This window comes from Glycomyces niveus, assembly GCF_017592475.1.
GTDB lineage: Bacteria > Actinomycetota > Actinomycetes > Mycobacteriales > Micromonosporaceae > Glycomyces > Glycomyces niveus.
Genome location: NZ_JAGFNP010000001.1, coordinates 332,515 through 347,784 on the forward strand (window position 1 = coordinate 332,515; position 15,270 = coordinate 347,784).

Here is a 15,270-nt window from a genome sequence, read left to right on the forward strand (position 1 = left end):
ACACCGGACCCCGTCCTGCCACATAAGGAGAACCAACGTGGTTACGCAAACCGAGACCCGCACCGATGCGGCGATCGCGGTCAACGGGCCCGCCGTCGACCGCCAGGACGAGATCCTGACCCCGGAGGCGCTGGCGTTCGTCGCCGCCCTCCACCGGGCGTTCGCGCCCCGCCGCCAGGAGCTGCTGCAGCTGCGCCAGGAGCGCCGCACCAAGATCGCCAACGGCGTCGACCCCGGCTTCCTGCCCGAGACCGAGGACGTGCGCGAGGACTTCTCCTGGAGCGTCGCCACCCTCGCCCCGGGCCTGGAGGACCGCCGCGTCGAGATCACCGGCCCCTGCGACCGGAAGATGACCATCAACGCCCTCAACTCGGGCGCGAAGTGCTGGATGGCCGACCTCGAGGACTCCTCGACGCCCAACTGGCGCAACGTGATCGACGCGCAGGTCAACCTGCGCGACGCCATCGAGCGGCGCATCGACTTCACCAGCGCCCAGGGCAAGGAGTACCGGCTCACCGGGGAAACGCTGACCGACCTGCCGACGATCATCGTGCGGCCGCGCGGCTGGCACCTCGCCGAGCTCCACATGCGCGTCGACGGCGTCCCCGTCGCCGGGTCCCTCGTGGACTTCGGGCTGTTCTTCTTCCACAACGCCCACCGCCTCATCGAGCTCGGCCGCGGCCCCTACTTCTACCTGCCGAAGCTCGAATCGCACCTCGAGGCGCGGCTGTGGAACGACGTGTTCACCATGGCCCAGGACCTCCTCGGGCTCCCGCAGGGGACGATCCGCGCCACGGTGCTCATCGAGACCATCACGGCCGCGTTCGAGATGGAGGAGATCCTGTACGAGCTGCGGCACCACTCGTCGGGGCTCAACGCCGGCCGCTGGGACTACATCTTCTCGGTCATCAAGAACTTCCGCGAGCGGGGACCGCGCTTCGTCCTGCCCGACCGCGACCAGGTGACGATGACCGCGCCGTTCATGCGCGCCTACACCGAACTGCTCGTGCGCACCTGCCACCGGCGCAGCGCCTCGGCGATCGGCGGCATGGCCGCGTTCATCCCCAGCCGCAAGGACCCGGAGGCGAACGCGATCGCGCTGGAGAAGGTGCGGGCCGACAAGACCCGCGAGGCCGACGACGGCTTCGACGGCTCCTGGGTCGCCCACCCCGACCTCGTGCCCGTCGCCATGGCGGTCTTCGACGAGACCCTGGGCGGCCTGCCCAACCAGATCGACAAGCAGCGCGAGGACGTCGTGCCGAACGCGGCGGCCCTGCTCGACGTCGCCGCCACGCCCGGCGAGATCACCGAGACGGGCATCCGCAAGAACCTCGAGGTCGGCGTCCGGTACATCGAGTCGTGGCTGCGCGGCAACGGTGCGGCCGCGATCAACAACCTCATGGAGGACGCCGCGACCGCGGAGATCTCGCGCTCGCAGATCTGGCAGTGGATCAACGCCGAGGCCGCCACGGATGACGGCCGGACCGTCACGCGCGGCTGGGTCGAGCGGCTGCTCAAGGAGGAGTTCGCCCGCATGGAGCGGTTCGAGGGCGACCGCTTCGACGATGCGCTCTCGGTGTTCGCCGAATGCGCGCTGGGCGAGGCGTACCCGACGTTCCTGACGATCCCGGCCTACACGAGGTTCCTCGCGAACGGCCACTGAGCGCCTCGGCACCAGCCCCTGAAGCAGCGGGGCCGGCCCGTACCCGCACGGGCCGGCCCCGCTGTGCCCATGTCCAAGGCGCGCAACAGATATACATCGGACTCGATATTTTACGGTTCGCTCCACCGGCGGCGGTCGACGCGCCGGTCCAGCGTTAAACGTCGGCCCGCCGCGGATTCGACGGGGCGGATCGGGGTCTGGGCCGCGGCGTAGGCGGAGTGGTAGAGCTGGCGCATGGAGCGGATCGCGGAGCGGACCTCCTGGAGGTAGCCGCTGGCGGTGTGCCGCTTGCGGAAGTGGGGCTCGGGGAGGGTGGCGGGGTCGACGCCGACGGTGTCGACGGTGCAGCCGTAGGGGAGCCCCATGTGGGTGATGGCGTCGCAGTGCTGGAACGCGGTGTAGGGCGCGGAGGTGACGACGAGGACGCTGTCGCCGGGCGCGAGGTCGACGACGCGGTCGGCCCAGAAGCGGCAGGTGTCGACGGTGTCGGCGCGGCGGCGGCCGGGCTGCGATGACGGCGCGGCGACGGCGCGGACGGTGGTCCGCCCGGCCGTGTAGGTCGCGACCTTCCAGGCCCGGCCCGGGTCGCGCAGCGGGTCGCCGCCTTCGTCGACGCGGGGGTTCCCGGCGAGGTCGAAGGCGCGCTTGAGGCTCGCCTCGATGGCGTCGACTTCGAAACCGCCGCAGTCGATCCCGCTGAGGGCCGCCGATTCGAGGTCGGCCCCGCCGAGGGGCCGGAAGCCGCCGACGCCGGTGACGTGGTCGGCGCTGACGCCGTTCGCGAGGATCTCGGCGGCGAAGCGGGTGCGGAAGACGCAGGAGGCGACGAGGCCGCCGAGGACGAGGACGTGCGTGTAGTGCGCCAGGCGCGGCGTCGCGGCGGCGCCGAGGCCGAGGGCGAGGGCCGCTGCGGTGGCGGCGTGCTCGTGCTCGGGGGCGAGCGGCTGGGGCGCGGTCTCGTGGCGTTCGCGCCCGGCGCGGAAGTCCCAGTGGTCGGCCGAGAACGCCTCGAGGTAGGCGAGGTCGTCGGCGGTGCCGTTGCCGGGGAGCCTGCCGCCGAAGAGGGCGAGGAGCCGGTGCATCGGCTCGGAGCCGGTCCAGGCGGCGACATCGGCGAGGAGCGAGTGCGGGCCTTGGCCGTCGTAATGCGGCAATCGCACCGGGGTGAACTCGGGCATGGCTGGTCCGATCTGCGGTGGTGTCGCGGCCAGGGGGCCGGGGTGGTGTTGTGGCACATGCTAGGCGGTTACTGACCGTGCCTCACTGGTCAGACCAGGAGAAACGCCGTGTCGCTGCCCAAATACGGTCCGGTCGGACGGGATCGGGGCGATTTCCGGTGGTCAGTGCCGGGGGTGCGTGTGCCAAAAGGGACTGCTGGGGTGTGGGACTGCTGCTGCCGTGCGGGTGTCGTGGAAACCTTTCTGGGTATGTGACGCGTGATGTACTACAGCAAGTTGCAAAGCGCCGGGTGTGGCGATGCGCACGAAGGAAATCGCCGGACCGGACAACGGGGGTGCGGCGCCGGAGCGGCGGCCGCGTTGCAGGGGCGGGGGACATAGGGGGACCTGCCGCCGAGCCGGTGCGGGAGCCGGCTCGGCGCGGCAGGGTGAAGCGGCCGCGTCAGGTTCGGCTGCTTCGGGCGAACGCGGCGCCGAGGCCGATCATGCCGACCGCGAGCGCCAGGTGGAGCCAGTTGTCGGCGTCGTTGACCGGCACGAAGTTCGCGCTCGAGTCGAGGTCGATGAGCACCCCGTACAACCAGAGCACGAGGTAGATCACGCCGCCGACGATAAGGAACGTCACCGATCCGCTCGCCGTGCGGGCCATCAGGAAACCGACGATCCCGAACAGCAGGTGGACGATGTTGTGGAGCACCGAGACCGCGAAGATCCCGAGGAGCTCGGCGTCCGAGTGGTGGCCGGCGAAGGTGAGCGAGTCGTAGTCGGTGGTGACCCCGGGGATGAACCCGAGGACGCCGACCAGGACGAACACCAGCGCGACGACCATCGTCACGACTTGTACGGGCGCCCGTCCGCGGGTCGCCTCCATGCGAGTGTCTGACATCTCCGCCTCCCTCATCGTTGGGCCGGGAGATCGGCGGGGGAGTACCCGCTTCAAGCGGTTTCCACACCGTGTGAGTCGGGAAGTTGGACTCAGCCGGGGAGCATCGCGGTGCGGACCTCGACCAGGAGCGCTCTCATGGCGGTCTCGGCCTCGGCGGAGCGGCCGCCGGCGACGGCCGCGGCGACGGCGTCGTGCAGGTCCATGGCCTCGGGGACGGGCTTGTGCGGCATGAGGCCGAGCTGGGTGCGGCCGCGCAGGACCGCCGCGATGACGTCGGCGAGCGCGGCGAACATCTCGTTGCCGCTCGCCTGGAGCAGGAGGCCGTGGAACTCGACGTCGCGCTCCATGAACTCGGTGAGCTCGCCGGCCTCGCCGAGGCGGCGGAGGGTGGCGGCGAGTTCGACGGCGCGGGAGCGCTGGGCGGGGGTGGCGGCGCGGGCGGCGGCGCCGGCGGCGAGGGGTTCGACGGCGATGCGCAGTTCGGTGAGGGTGCGCAGCTGGGCGCCGCGGGCGGGGCCGGAGAGGCGCCACCAGATGACCTTGGGGTCGAAGACGTTCCAGTCGGCGGTGGGGCGGACGGTGATGCCGACGCGGCGGCGGGACTGGACGAGGCCCATGGATTCGAGGACGCGCATGGCCTCGCGGGCGACGGTGCGGGAGACGCCGAACCGCTCCTGGATGCCGTCGAGGGTGAGGACGTGCCCGGGCGGGAGCTCGCCTGCGGCGATCTCCATGCCGAGTTTCTCGAGAACGGGGTCGTGGAGGCCGGTGCCGGTCTGGCGGCGCTCGATCATGCCGTCGCCCCGCGCCGGCGGTCCCGGTGTCCTGTCTCCTTGCGCCTGTCGCCCATGCCCGAATCCTATACGGCCGGTGTTTGCGGCGCTGGGCAATTGGTGCTACCTTTCCGTGGATTAAGTACTACCTTTCGATGAGGAGGGGTCCATGGCGACGACCTGCCTGGTGGTCATGGGGGTTGCTGGCTCGGGCAAGAGCACCGTGGCGCGGCTGCTGGCCGATCGGCTCGGCCTGCCCATGGCCGAGGCCGACGAGTTCCATCCGGCAGCGAACATCGCCAAGATGAGCGCGGGCGTCCCGCTGACCGACGCCGACCGGGAGCCGTGGCTCCGGGCCCTCCGGGACTGGATCAGCGAGCACGACGCGGCTGGACGCGGTTCGGTCGTCACCTGCTCGGCGCTCAAGCGCTCCTACCGGGACCTCCTCCGCGAGGCGAGCGCCCGCGTCCGCTTCGTCCACCTCAGCGGCACCCGCGAGGTCATCGCCGCCCGAATGGCCTCCCGCAGCGGGCACTTCATGCCCCCCAGCCTCCTCGACTCCCAGTTCGCCGCCCTCGAACCGCTCGGCGACGACGAGGACGGCATCACCGTCGACGTCGCCGCCTCCCCCTCGCGAATCGTCGAGACCGTCTGCGAAGGCCTCGACCGCTAGCGCCCCGCAGCGCACCCTCACACCCTCCGTGAAGCAAAGGAGCTCTCACCCATGGAAATGGACTGGACACAGACCCTCGGAGCGGCACCGCTCCTGGGCATCGCCGCTGGGGCCGTCGCGCTCCTGCTGGTGCTCATCATCTGGCTGCGCGTCCACGCGTTCCTCGCCCTGGTCACCGTCTCGGCGCTGACCGCGTTCGCGACCGGCATCCCGGCCGAATACCTCATCCCGACGCTCACCAGCGGCTTCGGCGCCACCCTCGCGAGCGTCGCCCTGCTCGTGGGCCTGGGCGCGATGCTCGGCCGGCTCGTCGAGGTCTCCGGCGGCGCGAAGGCGCTGACGGACATGCTCATCGCGAAGTTCGGCGAGCGGCGGGCACCGCTCGCGCTGGGCGTGGCCTCGCTGATCTTCGGGTTCCCGATCTTCTTCGACGCCGGGCTCGTCGTCATGCTGCCGATCATCTTCGCGGTGGCGCGGCGCCTGGGCGGCGGCGTCCTCAAGTACGCGCTGCCCGCGGCCGGCGCGTTCTCGGTCATGCACATCTACGTGCCGCCGCACCCCGGCCCGGTCGCGGCGAGCACGCTGCTCGGCGCCGACGTCGGCCTCGTGGTGGCGCTCGGCCTCCTCATCGCCGTCCCCACCTGGTACGTGACCAGCTACCTGTTCGGCCTGTGGGTCGGCAAGCGCATCGAGCTGCCCGTCCCGGACGTGCTCTCCGGCGGCCCGCAGGCCGACGACGTCGAGAACCCGCCCCGGGCGCGAACGGTGATCCTGCTGCTGCTCCTGCCGCTGGTGATGATCTTCTTCGACACCGGCCTCAACACGGCCGGCTCGGCGGGCTGGATCGACGCGGACGCCGCCTGGTTCAGCGTGGCTCGGGCGCTCGGCTCGACGCCGATCGCGCTCCTGGCGACCGTGTTCGTGGCGAGCTTCGTGCTCGGCACCCGGCGCGGACGCACCCGCGCCTGGATCGAAGACCTGCTCGACAAGGCGCTCGGCCCGGTCTGCGCGATCATCCTCATCACCGGCGCGGGCGGCATGTTCGGCGGGGTGCTGCGCGCCAGCGGCATCGGCGACGCGCTCTCGGGCGCGCTCTCCGACATCGGCCTGCCGGTGATCGTGGCGGCGTTCCTCATCGCGACCGCGCTGCGCGTCGCCCAGGGCTCCGCGACCGTGGCCCTGACGACGGCGGCGGGCCTGGTGCAGCCGATCGTTGCCGGGAACGGCTACAACGCGGTCGAGCTGGCCGCGATCGTGCTCGCGATGTCCGCCGGCTCGGTGATGGTCAGCCACGTCAACGACTCGGGGTTCTGGCTCGTGGGCCGCTTCCTGAACATGGACGTGAAGACGACCCTGAAGACCTGGACGGTCATGGAGACCACGATCGGCCTCATGGGCTTCGCCGGGGCCTCGCTGATCTTCGCCCTGGCGGCCGCCGCCTAGCGGCACCGGGGATGCGCGGTCGGCGGGACGCGAGGTGTCCCGCCGACCGCTTCGCGCTAGCCGCGGGCCATGCGGCGCACGGCGAGTTCCGCCAGCAGCGCCGCGCCGTCGGCGAGGACCGAGTCGTCGAAGGCCGCGCGCGGGGAGTGGTTGGACGCGCCCTGGTCCGGGTCGTCCTGGATCGTCGCGCCGTAGAACATGTAGCTGCCCGGCACGTTCTCGAGCACCCGCGAGAAGTCCTCCGAGCCCATGACCGGGAAGGGCATCTCGAGGTACCGCTCCGCGCCGAACAGATCCTCCACCGTCGACTCGACGAACGCCGCCTCGTCGGCGTGGTTCACCGTCGCCGGGTACTCGCGGTCGAACCGCACCTCGGCCGTCAGCCCGTGCGCCGCCGCGATGTCCTCCGCCAGCTGCACCGACTCCTTCTCGACCTGCGCCAGCGCCTCCTCCGAGAACGTGCGCACCGTCGCCTCGAACCGCGCGTTGTCGGGGATGATGTTGTACTTCGTGCCCGAGTGGAAGGTGCCCACCGTGATCACGATCGGCTCGAACGTCGAGAACCGGCGCGTGACGAGCGTCTGCAGCGCGGTCACGATCTCGGCCGCCACCGGGATCGGGTCGAGCGTCGAGTGCGGGCGGGAGCCGTGCCCGCCCTTGCCGACCACGTTCACGAACAGGCCCGAGGACGCGGCCATCATCGGCCCGGCCTTGGTCGTGAACACGCCGCGCGGCACCATGTCCGAGATGACGTGCAGCCCGTAGGCGGCGTCGGCCTTGCGTCCGGCCGCTTCGAGGACGCCCTCGGCGATCATGTGGCCCGCGCCGTCCTGGCCCTCTTCGCCGGGCTGGAACATGAACACGACGTCGCCGGCCAGTTCAGCCTGGTGCGCGGAGAGCAGCCGGGCCGCGCCCACGAGCCCGGCGGTGTGCATGTCGTGGCCGCACGCGTGCATGGTGCCCACGTGCTGCGAGGTGTACTCGAGGCCGGTCTCCTCGGTGACGGGCAGGGCGTCCATGTCGCCGCGCAGCAGCACGACCGGGCCGGGCTTGCCGCCGCGGAGGACGGCGGTGACCGACGTCGAGGTCCTCCCGAGGGTGATCTCCAGCGGGAGGCCCTCCAGCGCCGCGAGCACGGCCGCCTGCGTCTTGGGGAGGTCGAGCCCGATCTCGGGGATCCGGTGCAGTTCGCGGCGCAGCGCGATCAGCTCGGGTGCGATCGCTGCGGCCTCTTCACGGAAGTCCATGTGCGCTCCTGGCTTCGGGGGACGGTCGTTACTAGCCGGGCGGCAAGCCCGTCCGCTGCCGCAATATTGCCACGCGCGCATACGACGCCGGAAGGGTATTTCCCGGATCGTGCCGCGACGCCCCCGCCCGTCCGCTACACCTGCATGAGGAGCTCAGGAACCGCTGGAGAGGGGAGCGGCCATGGCGGCCGAGATCAGGCCCATGCGATACCTGGTCATGTCCGGTTCGGGCAGGCAGGGGTCGTACAACGGCCGCCTCGCGGCGCTGGCCGCCGCGGCGGTCGAGACGAACGGCGGCATCGCCGAGCGGACCCGCATCACCGACTTCCCCGTCCCCGTCTACGACGGCGACCTCGAAGCGGCCGAAGGCATCCCGGCCGGCGCCGAGGCGTTCCGGGAGCGGCTGGAGGCGACCGACGCGTTCATCCTCGCCTGCCCCGAGTACAACGCCTCGGTGCCCGGCTCGGTCAAGAACCTCATCGACTGGGTCTCGCGCATGCGCCCGCACCCGCTCCACCAGCGGCAGGTGCTCGTCATGTCCGCCTCGCCGTCCATGGCCGGCGGCAACCGGGGCCTGTGGGCGCTGCGCGTCCCGTTGGAGCACTTGGGCGCCCGCGTCTACCCGGACATGTTCTCCCTCGCCGCGGCGCACGCCGCGTTCGGCGACGACGGCGGCATCGCCGACGACCCGCTCGCCAAGCGCCTGGACGACAACGTCGCCGGGTTCATGGAGCTGGTCGAGGCGGCCGTGGTCTTCCCGTGCGTCAAGCACGCCTGGGTCGAGTTCCTTGGCGAGCGGCCCGACCCGGCCATCGACCGCGTCCAGATGGAGTGAGCGCGCGACAACGGCGCCTCGCAGCCCGAGGCGCCGTTTCGCTTGCGTCCCTTAGAAGACCGGCGTGCCCTCGCGGGTCAGGAACCAGTCCACCGAGGCGAACTCGGCCGGGTCGAGCGCGCCCTTCGCGGTCACCCACTCGATGATGCGGGTGCGGATCTCGATCGACTCGCTCCACAGCTCCTCGGCCGCCGCCACGTGCGGGAAGTTCCCGCCGCCGTTCGCCCGGTAGTTGTTGACCGCGAGCACGAACCGCTGCGCGGGGTCCACCTCGGCGCCCGCGAACTTCAGGTTCGCGATGCGCGAGCCGGCCGGCTTGGCGATGTCGATCTCGTACGTGAAGCCCGAGACGTAGTCGTAGTTGTAGTCCGGGCGGCCCTCGGCGTTCGTGATCGCGTTCGGGTCCACCGCGGCGCCGGCCGCGGTCTGCACGAAGTACTGCGCCGAGTACTCGAGGTAGTCGCGGATCTGCGCGCCCGTCATGAGCTTCGCGACCAGCGTGTTGTCGTAGATGTACAGGCTCGAGAGGTCCTTGATCCGCACGTCCCCGGCCGGGATCACCGAGGTGCGCGAGAACGGCGAGGCCTGCGCGACCACCGGCAGGTCCGCGTGCGCGGTGCCCGCCAGCGCGGCCTTCACCGTGTCCTCCTGGACCTTGGTGATGAGGTCGATGATCGGCTCGTCCTTGTACCGCGCCTCGGCGGTGTCGAGGTCGATGGCGGCCTGGCCGACGACCTGGTTGACGTAGGTGACGACCTCGTTGTGCTCGTCGGAGAGGATCGCGACGATCCGCTCGTCCTCTTCGACCTCGTTGGAGTTGAGGATCGAGGCCTTGACCGATTCGACCTTCCACTTGCCCTTCTCGAGGACGAGGTCGAAGTCGAACAGGGTGAGGCGCTGGCCGTAGCAGAGCGGGTTGGAGAGGACGACCTCGTGGCCGTCGGGGTCGGCGACGCGGAGCTCCTCGATCTCGACGTGGGCGTGGCCGACGAGGATGGCGTCGATGCCGCTGACCTGCTGGGCGACGAGCGCGGAGGCGTTCTCGACGCCGAGGCCGGTGGAGGTGTCGTACGCGGACTTGCCGGAGGTGCCGGAGTGGGCGGAGATGACGACGACGTCGGCGCCCATGGCCTTGAGCTTGGGCACCCAGTGGGCGGCCTCGGACTCGAGGCTGGGGAACTCGAGGACGCCGTCGACGTAGGCCTTGTCCCAGATGGTGACGCCGGGGGTGCAGAGGCCGAGGATGGCGACCTTGACGTCCTTGCCGCAGCCGGTGCGCAGGCGGGCCATGTGGTAGGGCGGGAAGGCGGGTTCGCCGGTGGCGACGTCGATGGTGTTGGCGCCCAGGAGGGGGAACTCGAGCTGGGATTCGAATTTGCGGAGGGTGTCAAGGCCGTAGTTGAACTCGTGGTTGCCGAGGGCGGCGGCGTCGTAGCCGATCTCGTTCATGGACTGGGCCATGGGGTGGACGGGGCCGGCTTCGGCGACGATGGGGTCGACGCGCGCGTAGTAGTACGCGAGGGGCGTGCCCTGGATGGTGTCGCCGGAGTCGATGAGGAGGGTGTTCTTGCGGCCCTTCTCGGCGCGGACCCGCTCGACGAGGGTGGCGATGCGGGCGATGCCGCGGGTGTTGCCGGCGGCGTCGGCGTACTCCTTGTCGGCGAAGTAGTCCCAGTTGAAGACGTTGCCGTGGAGGTCGGTCGTGCCCATCACGGTGAAGGAGTATCGCTTGGCGGGCTTCGCCTCGGCGGGCGAGGCCGCTGCGACGGCAGCGGCCGCCCCCGCGGCGGCCGATGCCCCGAGCAGGGTCCTGCGGTTGACGGTCATATGGGGTCGCTCCTTAACGGGGTGTCCGGGGAATATGTGAGGAGTATTGCACTCGAATCCGGGTGTCATCCCATGACCCCATCTTGAACTGGGGATGTCGATCGCGAAACGATCTCGCGCGAATCCGCGGGCGGGCGGTGATGCTGCACCGCTGCATCGGGCGCGGCCGGATGGTGAAGGGGCCGAGTAGCATCCGGGGATGATCTGCGTGTACGGCGCCGGGAGCGTCGGCTGCTATGTGGGCGGGCGGCTCGCGGCGGGCGGGGCCGAGGTCGTGTTCGTGGGGCGGGAGCGGATCGCCGCCGAGGTGGCGACGCACGGGCTCACCGTGACCGATCTGCACGGCGCCGAGCTGCGGGTCGAGTCGCCCCGGTACGGGACCGCGCCGGTGGCCGGGGCGGATCTGGTGCTCTTGACCGTCAAGTCGGCCGCTACTGCTGAGGCGGCGGATGCTCTTGCGCCCCATCTCGAGGCGGGGACGGTCGTCGTCAGCCTCCAGAACGGGCTGCGGAACGCGGCGGTGCTGCGCGAGCGGCTGCCGCAGGCGCGCGTGCTCGCCGGGACGGTCGGGTTCAACGTCGTCCACGCCGGGCCCGGCCGCTTCCACCAGGGCACGGCGGGCGACCTCGGGGTGGAGGACCACGCCGCGCTCGACGCGTTCGCGCCGGACTTCGCGAGGGCGGGGCTCCCGCTGGTCCGCGAGCGCGACCTGGCGGGCGTGCAGGCCGCGAAGCTCCTGCTCAACCTCAACAACGCGGTCAACGCGCTCTCGGGCCTGCCGCTCAAGACCGAGCTCTCTCAGCGCGACTACCGCCGCTGCCTCGCCCTCGCCCAGCGCGAGGCCCTCGCCGCCTACCGGGCCGCCGGCGTGCGCCCTGCCAAGTCCGCGGGGCTCGACCCCCGTCTCCTCCCGGTCCTGCTCGGCCTGCCTGACGCGCTGTTCACCCGCGCCGCCGCGAAGATGCTCGCCATGGACCCGCACGCCCGCTCCTCCACCTGGGAGGACCTGGAGGCCGGGCGGCCGACCGAAGTGGACTACCTGAACGGCGAGATCGCCGCCCTCGCCGCCGAACACGGCACCGCCGCCCCCGTCAACCGCCGCCTCACCGCCCTCGTCCACGCCGCCGAGCGCGGCGGCCGCCGCGACTGGACCGGCGCGGCGCTCCTCGCCGAACTGCGCCGCGCCGCCTGAAGCGCGGAGGCGCCGCGCCGTGTTCAGCAACGCGCCACTGCCGGTTCACTCCCGGTGGCTAGCTTGACAACCGCCCCACCAAGCACAGCCAATCAGCGGCGCCGCAACGGCACCGCCGGTGACGAAGGACGACGATGCGCACCCCCGAAGAGATCATGCAGGACCTGGAGCGGCGCGTCGCCGTGATCCAGGAGCAGGCCGGCCGGGCCGAGGAGGCGCTGGCGGCGTCGGAGACGGTCCTCGCCAGCGACGAAGGCGCCGTCACCGTCACGGTGAACGCGGGCGGCGCGCTCACCGGGCTCCGCTTCTCCAACGAGGCCAAGCACATGTCCGGGACCGGCCTCGCCGACCTCGTGCTCGACACCTACCGGCGGGCCGTGGAGGAGTCGGGGCGCAAGACCGCCGCGATCATGTCCGACCTGCTCGGCGGCGACCAGGAGGCCATGGGCCTCCTGCAGTCGTTCACCGCCCCGAAGGCGGAGGACTGATGGTCAAGGTCGACCCGCAGGCGCTGCGCGAGCACGCCGCGCGACTCGCGAACGGCCCCATGGCGAGGGTCAAGACCGCCGCCGACGCCGCGAACACGGTGCGCCTCGGCGACGTCGACGCTTACGGCATCGTCTTCGCCCAGGTCGTCCCGCCCGTCCTCGACCTGTTCCTGGACGACGCGGGCGCGGCCCTCACCTCGGCCGACGACCTCGGCCTCGGGTTCGCGGAGGCCGTGAACGACACCGCGATCCAGCACCTCGCCGCCGACCAGGAGGTCGCGGCGCTCTTCGACGCACTCGGCAGGGAACTGGACGGGCACACCCCATGACGAACCCCCTCATCGAAGGCCCCACCGCGACCTCGGCCCTCCAGGGCACCAAGGTGATCGGCGGCCTCGCCAAGACCGCCACCGCGTACTCCACGGTGTTCACCGCCGAGAAGTTCAGCTACCTCGACGCCGGGGTCGCGACCGTGACCACCGGCATCGACGTGCTGTCGTTCGTGGCCAACCCCTTCAAGCACCTCCTGCAGGCCGGGGTCGGCTGGCTCTTCGAGCACATCTCGTTCCTGCGCGAACCCCTCGACTGGGTCGCCGGGAACCCGCAGGCCATCGAAGGCCTGGCGTTGACGTGGAACAACATCGCGATGGAGATGAGCACCGCCGCCGACGAATGGGCGGCCGAGCTCAAGAGCGTCGAGGACTGGGACGGCGCGGACGCCACCGCCTACCGGTCCGCCGCGGCCGGGTTCGAGCAGGTCCTGCGCTCCAGCGCCGAAGCGGCCGCGACGACCGCGAACGGCGTCAACGTCGCCGGTGTGGCCGTGGGCATCCTGCGCACGATCTTCCTGGAGATCATCACCAACTTCATCGCCGAGGCGATCATGTGGGCGCTCAGCGCCCTCGCCACCGCCGGGTTCACGTTCGGCGCGACCCTCGCCGCCGCGATCGCCCGCATCGTCTCCAAGGCCGTGAGCGTCTTCGCGAACCTCGTCGGCAAGCTCGGGCAGCTCATGTCGAAGTTCGGCCGGTACGTCTCCTCGTTCCGCACCTTCGGCGCCCAGTCCCAGGGGCTCAAGAAGGCCATGGACGCCGCCACCGACCAGCTCCTCAAGGGCTCCTCGAAGGCGCTCATGAACGGCGGGCGGCTGAGCATGAACGGCGCTCAGAACATGCGCAACGCCTCCATGGACACGCTCCAGAGGTCCTTCGTCCCGCTCCAGAACAACTGGGGGAACCCGATCAACGCCCAGAAGGTCCTCAAGTACTCGGCGACCGAGATCAACCGCGGCCGCAACCTCGACGACCGGATGGAGCAGGAGCGCAAGGACAACGGCGGCCCTTGACCTCACTCCACTCGGACCGGGAGCGTCAGCCGGAACCTGGCGCCCCGGTCCGAGCCGAGGAGTGCGACGTCGCCGCCGTGGGCCTGCGCGATCTGCCGCGCGATCGGCAGCCCCAGGCCGGTGCCCGGCGCTCGGTCGCCGCGCCAGAACCGCTCGAAGACCCGGTCCCGTTCGGCCGCGGGCACACCCGGGCCTGCATCGGCGACGACCACGTCGATGCCCGCTTCGGTGCGTGCGACATGGACGGTGACGGCCGTGCCTTCCGGAGCGTGCTTGACCGCGTTGTGGACCAGGTTCGCGATGGCGCGGTGGACGCTCGGGGCGTCCACCGGGGCTTCGGCGGCCTCCCCGCGCAGTTCGAGGCGGACCGCGCGTGCAGCGGCGAAGGCCGCGACCTCCGCGAAGACCTCGCGCACCAGGGCCGTGACGTCGGCGGGGCGGCGTTCGATCGCGCGGGCGCGCCCGCGCGCGTCCACCAGCAGCTCGCCCACCGCGTCCCGCAGCCGCTCGGCCGCGTTCCGGCTGCGCTCCAAGCCCTCCCGGTACAGCGCGAGGTCCGGTTCGGGGTGGCGCAGCAGCACGTCGGCCCCGGTGATCAAGACGGCCAACGGTGTCCGCAGCTCATGGCTGGTCTCCTCGATGAGCCGCCGCTGCACCCGCGCCGACCGCTCGAGCCGGTCGAGCATCGCGTCGAACGCGGCCGCCAGCCCCCGCGCCTCCGCGGTGCCCTCCGCGCCGCCCACCCGCAGGCTCAGGTCCGAGGCCTCGATCCGCTCGGCCGCTTCGCGGATCCGCTCGAACGGGCGCACCGCCCGACCCGCCCACCACCACGCCAGTGCCAGCGTGACCGGCAGCAGCGCGGCCACCGTGAACCACGCCCACCCCGTCGGGTCCACACTGGAATCCGAAACGAGGCGGGTGGTGCCGCCGGGCAGGGTCTCGGTGACCTCCTGCGCGTCGATCGAGGTCACCGCGAACACCAGGACCACCGGCAGGTAGATCGCCAGCGCCCCGGTCAGCGCGAGCCGGGCGCGCAGCGAGCGCATCACGGCGCGCCCCGCAGCACGTACCCGACCCCGTTCACCGTCGCGATCGGCCCCGGCTCGCCCAGCTTGCGCCGCAGGCGGCTCAGGATCACCCGCACCGAGTTGGTGAACGGGTCGGCGTGCGCGTCCCACACGTGCTCGAGCAGCTCCTCCGCGCTCACGGTCCGGCCCGGGTGGTGCATGAGGTAGCGCAGCATCGAGAACTCCCGCGGGGTGAGGTCGAGTTCGCCGTTCCCGCGCCAGGCCCGGTGCGCGGCGGCGTCGAGGGCCAGGTCGCCGACGGTGAGGACCGCGTCGCGCACGTCGGCGCGGCGGGCGAGCGCCCGCAGCCGGGCGGCCAGCTCCTCGAAGCTGAACGGCTTCACGAGGTAGTCGTCCGCCCCCGCGTCGAGCCCGGCCACGCGGTCCTCCACGGCGTCGCGGGCAGTGAGCACGAGGACGCGGCGGGGGCGGCGCAGCGCCGGATCGGCGCCGAGGCGGCGCAGCAGCGCCAGGCCGTCCCCGTCGGGCAGCCCGAGGTCGAGGCAGGCCGCGTCGAAGTCGTTGCAGCACAAGAGCGCCTCGGCTTCGGCGACGGTGGCCGCGAGGTCCACCGCGTAGGCCTCGTTGCGCAGGCCCAGCGCCAGGACCGGGCCGAGGTCGCGGTCGTCCTCGACCAGCAGGATGCGCACATG

Annotated in this window: 15 protein-coding genes; 8 read left to right on the forward strand and 7 right to left on the reverse strand. The window is 71.5% G+C overall.

The window, feature by feature from the left end; translation table 11 throughout:
* Positions 1-73: 73 nt before the first annotated feature.
* Positions 74-1,663, forward strand: coding sequence for a malate synthase A (aceB, locus tag J5V16_RS01585; RefSeq protein WP_408612358.1), 1,590 nt, complete (start codon positions 74-76; stop codon positions 1,661-1,663).
* Positions 1,664-1,773: 110 nt separating this feature from the next.
* Here the strand turns inward: aceB and J5V16_RS01590 are convergent, their stop codons facing one another.
* The 3 genes from J5V16_RS01590 to J5V16_RS01600 form a co-directional block, all read right to left on the reverse strand.
* Complete coding sequence (locus J5V16_RS01590; RefSeq protein WP_208494193.1) at positions 1,774-2,841, reverse strand: hypothetical protein; 1,068 nt, start codon at positions 2,839-2,841, stop codon at positions 1,774-1,776.
* 442 nt (positions 2,842-3,283) lie between these two features.
* Positions 3,284-3,727, reverse strand: a complete 444-nt coding sequence (locus tag J5V16_RS01595; RefSeq protein ID WP_243900568.1) for a DUF4383 domain-containing protein — start codon at positions 3,725-3,727, stop codon at positions 3,284-3,286.
* An 89-nt stretch (positions 3,728-3,816) separates the two neighbouring features.
* Positions 3,817-4,521, reverse strand: a complete 705-nt coding sequence (locus J5V16_RS01600; protein ID WP_208494194.1) for a FadR/GntR family transcriptional regulator — start codon at positions 4,519-4,521, stop codon at positions 3,817-3,819.
* 148 nt (positions 4,522-4,669) lie between these two features.
* Between J5V16_RS01600 and J5V16_RS01605 the strand changes: the two genes are divergently transcribed.
* Together J5V16_RS01605 and J5V16_RS01610 are read left to right on the forward strand one after the other, a co-directional pair.
* Entirely contained in the window at positions 4,670-5,173 is a 504-nt protein-coding gene (locus J5V16_RS01605; RefSeq protein WP_208494195.1) for a gluconokinase, read from the forward strand.
* Positions 5,174-5,224: 51 nt separating this feature from the next.
* Positions 5,225-6,616, forward strand: a complete 1,392-nt coding sequence (locus tag J5V16_RS01610; RefSeq protein ID WP_208494196.1) for a GntP family permease — start codon at positions 5,225-5,227, stop codon at positions 6,614-6,616.
* Positions 6,617-6,672: 56 nt separating this feature from the next.
* On the opposite strand, the gene J5V16_RS01615 is transcribed toward J5V16_RS01610, so the two are convergent.
* Positions 6,673-7,863, reverse strand: a complete 1,191-nt coding sequence (locus J5V16_RS01615; protein ID WP_208494197.1) for a M20 metallopeptidase family protein — start codon at positions 7,861-7,863, stop codon at positions 6,673-6,675.
* 181 nt (positions 7,864-8,044) lie between these two features.
* Here J5V16_RS01615 and J5V16_RS01620 point away from each other — a divergent pair, with 181 nt between their 5' ends.
* A complete protein-coding gene (locus J5V16_RS01620; RefSeq protein WP_208494198.1) occupies positions 8,045-8,698 on the forward strand; it encodes an NADPH-dependent FMN reductase in 654 nt (217 codons plus the stop codon).
* 51 nt (positions 8,699-8,749) lie between these two features.
* Here the strand turns inward: J5V16_RS01620 and J5V16_RS01625 are convergent, their stop codons facing one another.
* Positions 8,750-10,525, reverse strand: a complete 1,776-nt coding sequence (locus tag J5V16_RS01625; protein ID WP_208494199.1) for a bifunctional metallophosphatase/5'-nucleotidase — start codon at positions 10,523-10,525, stop codon at positions 8,750-8,752.
* A 199-nt stretch (positions 10,526-10,724) separates the two neighbouring features.
* Here J5V16_RS01625 and J5V16_RS01630 point away from each other — a divergent pair, with 199 nt between their 5' ends.
* From J5V16_RS01630 to J5V16_RS01645, 4 genes are all read left to right on the forward strand, one after another.
* Positions 10,725-11,717, forward strand: a complete 993-nt coding sequence (locus tag J5V16_RS01630) for a 2-dehydropantoate 2-reductase (protein ID WP_208494200.1) — start codon at positions 10,725-10,727, stop codon at positions 11,715-11,717.
* 134 nt (positions 11,718-11,851) lie between these two features.
* On the forward strand, positions 11,852-12,205 hold the full coding sequence (locus J5V16_RS01635; RefSeq protein WP_208494201.1) for a YbaB/EbfC family nucleoid-associated protein: 354 nt from the start codon (positions 11,852-11,854) through the stop codon (positions 12,203-12,205).
* Entirely contained in the window at positions 12,205-12,534 is a 330-nt protein-coding gene (locus tag J5V16_RS01640; protein ID WP_208494202.1) for a hypothetical protein, read from the forward strand. Before J5V16_RS01635 ends, J5V16_RS01640 begins: the two co-directional genes overlap by 1 nt.
* Positions 12,531-13,550: a WXG100-like domain-containing protein gene (locus J5V16_RS01645; protein ID WP_208494203.1), complete on the forward strand. Its 1,020-nt coding sequence runs from the start codon at positions 12,531-12,533 to the stop codon at positions 13,548-13,550. The genes J5V16_RS01640 and J5V16_RS01645 overlap by 4 nt, the downstream gene beginning before the upstream one ends.
* Before the next feature lie 2 nt (positions 13,551-13,552).
* On the opposite strand, the gene J5V16_RS01650 is transcribed toward J5V16_RS01645, so the two are convergent.
* On the reverse strand, positions 13,553-14,596 hold the full coding sequence (locus J5V16_RS01650) for a HAMP domain-containing sensor histidine kinase (protein ID WP_208494204.1): 1,044 nt from the start codon (positions 14,594-14,596) through the stop codon (positions 13,553-13,555).
* On the reverse strand, positions 14,596-15,267 hold the full coding sequence (locus J5V16_RS01655) for a winged helix-turn-helix domain-containing protein (protein ID WP_208494205.1): 672 nt from the start codon (positions 15,265-15,267) through the stop codon (positions 14,596-14,598). The genes J5V16_RS01650 and J5V16_RS01655 overlap by 1 nt, the downstream gene beginning before the upstream one ends.
* Between the last annotated feature and the right edge of the window lie 3 nt (positions 15,268-15,270).

Bases quoted from the DNA above. Each gene is read 5' to 3' on its own strand.
- J5V16_RS01590 (WP_208494193.1), bottom strand. From the start codon at position 2,841: ATGCCCGAGTTCACCCCGGTGCGATTGCCGCATTACGACGGCCAAGGC.
- J5V16_RS01595 (WP_243900568.1), bottom strand. From the start codon at position 3,727: ATGTCAGACACTCGCATGGAGGCGACCCGCGGACGGGCGCCCGTACAA.
- J5V16_RS01600 (WP_208494194.1), bottom strand. From the start codon at position 4,521: ATGATCGAGCGCCGCCAGACCGGCACCGGCCTCCACGACCCCGTTCTC.
- J5V16_RS01605 (WP_208494195.1), top strand. From the start codon at position 4,670: ATGGCGACGACCTGCCTGGTGGTCATGGGGGTTGCTGGCTCGGGCAAG.
- J5V16_RS01610 (WP_208494196.1), top strand. From the start codon at position 5,225: ATGGAAATGGACTGGACACAGACCCTCGGAGCGGCACCGCTCCTGGGC.
- J5V16_RS01615 (WP_208494197.1), bottom strand. From the start codon at position 7,863: ATGGACTTCCGTGAAGAGGCCGCAGCGATCGCACCCGAGCTGATCGCG.
- J5V16_RS01620 (WP_208494198.1), top strand. From the start codon at position 8,045: ATGGCGGCCGAGATCAGGCCCATGCGATACCTGGTCATGTCCGGTTCG.
- J5V16_RS01625 (WP_208494199.1), bottom strand. From the start codon at position 10,525: ATGACCGTCAACCGCAGGACCCTGCTCGGGGCATCGGCCGCCGCGGGG.
- J5V16_RS01630 (WP_208494200.1), top strand. From the start codon at position 10,725: ATGATCTGCGTGTACGGCGCCGGGAGCGTCGGCTGCTATGTGGGCGGG.
- J5V16_RS01635 (WP_208494201.1), top strand. From the start codon at position 11,852: ATGCGCACCCCCGAAGAGATCATGCAGGACCTGGAGCGGCGCGTCGCC.
- J5V16_RS01640 (WP_208494202.1), top strand. From the start codon at position 12,205: ATGGTCAAGGTCGACCCGCAGGCGCTGCGCGAGCACGCCGCGCGACTC.
- J5V16_RS01645 (WP_208494203.1), top strand. From the start codon at position 12,531: ATGACGAACCCCCTCATCGAAGGCCCCACCGCGACCTCGGCCCTCCAG.
- J5V16_RS01650 (WP_208494204.1), bottom strand. From the start codon at position 14,596: ATGCGCTCGCTGCGCGCCCGGCTCGCGCTGACCGGGGCGCTGGCGATC.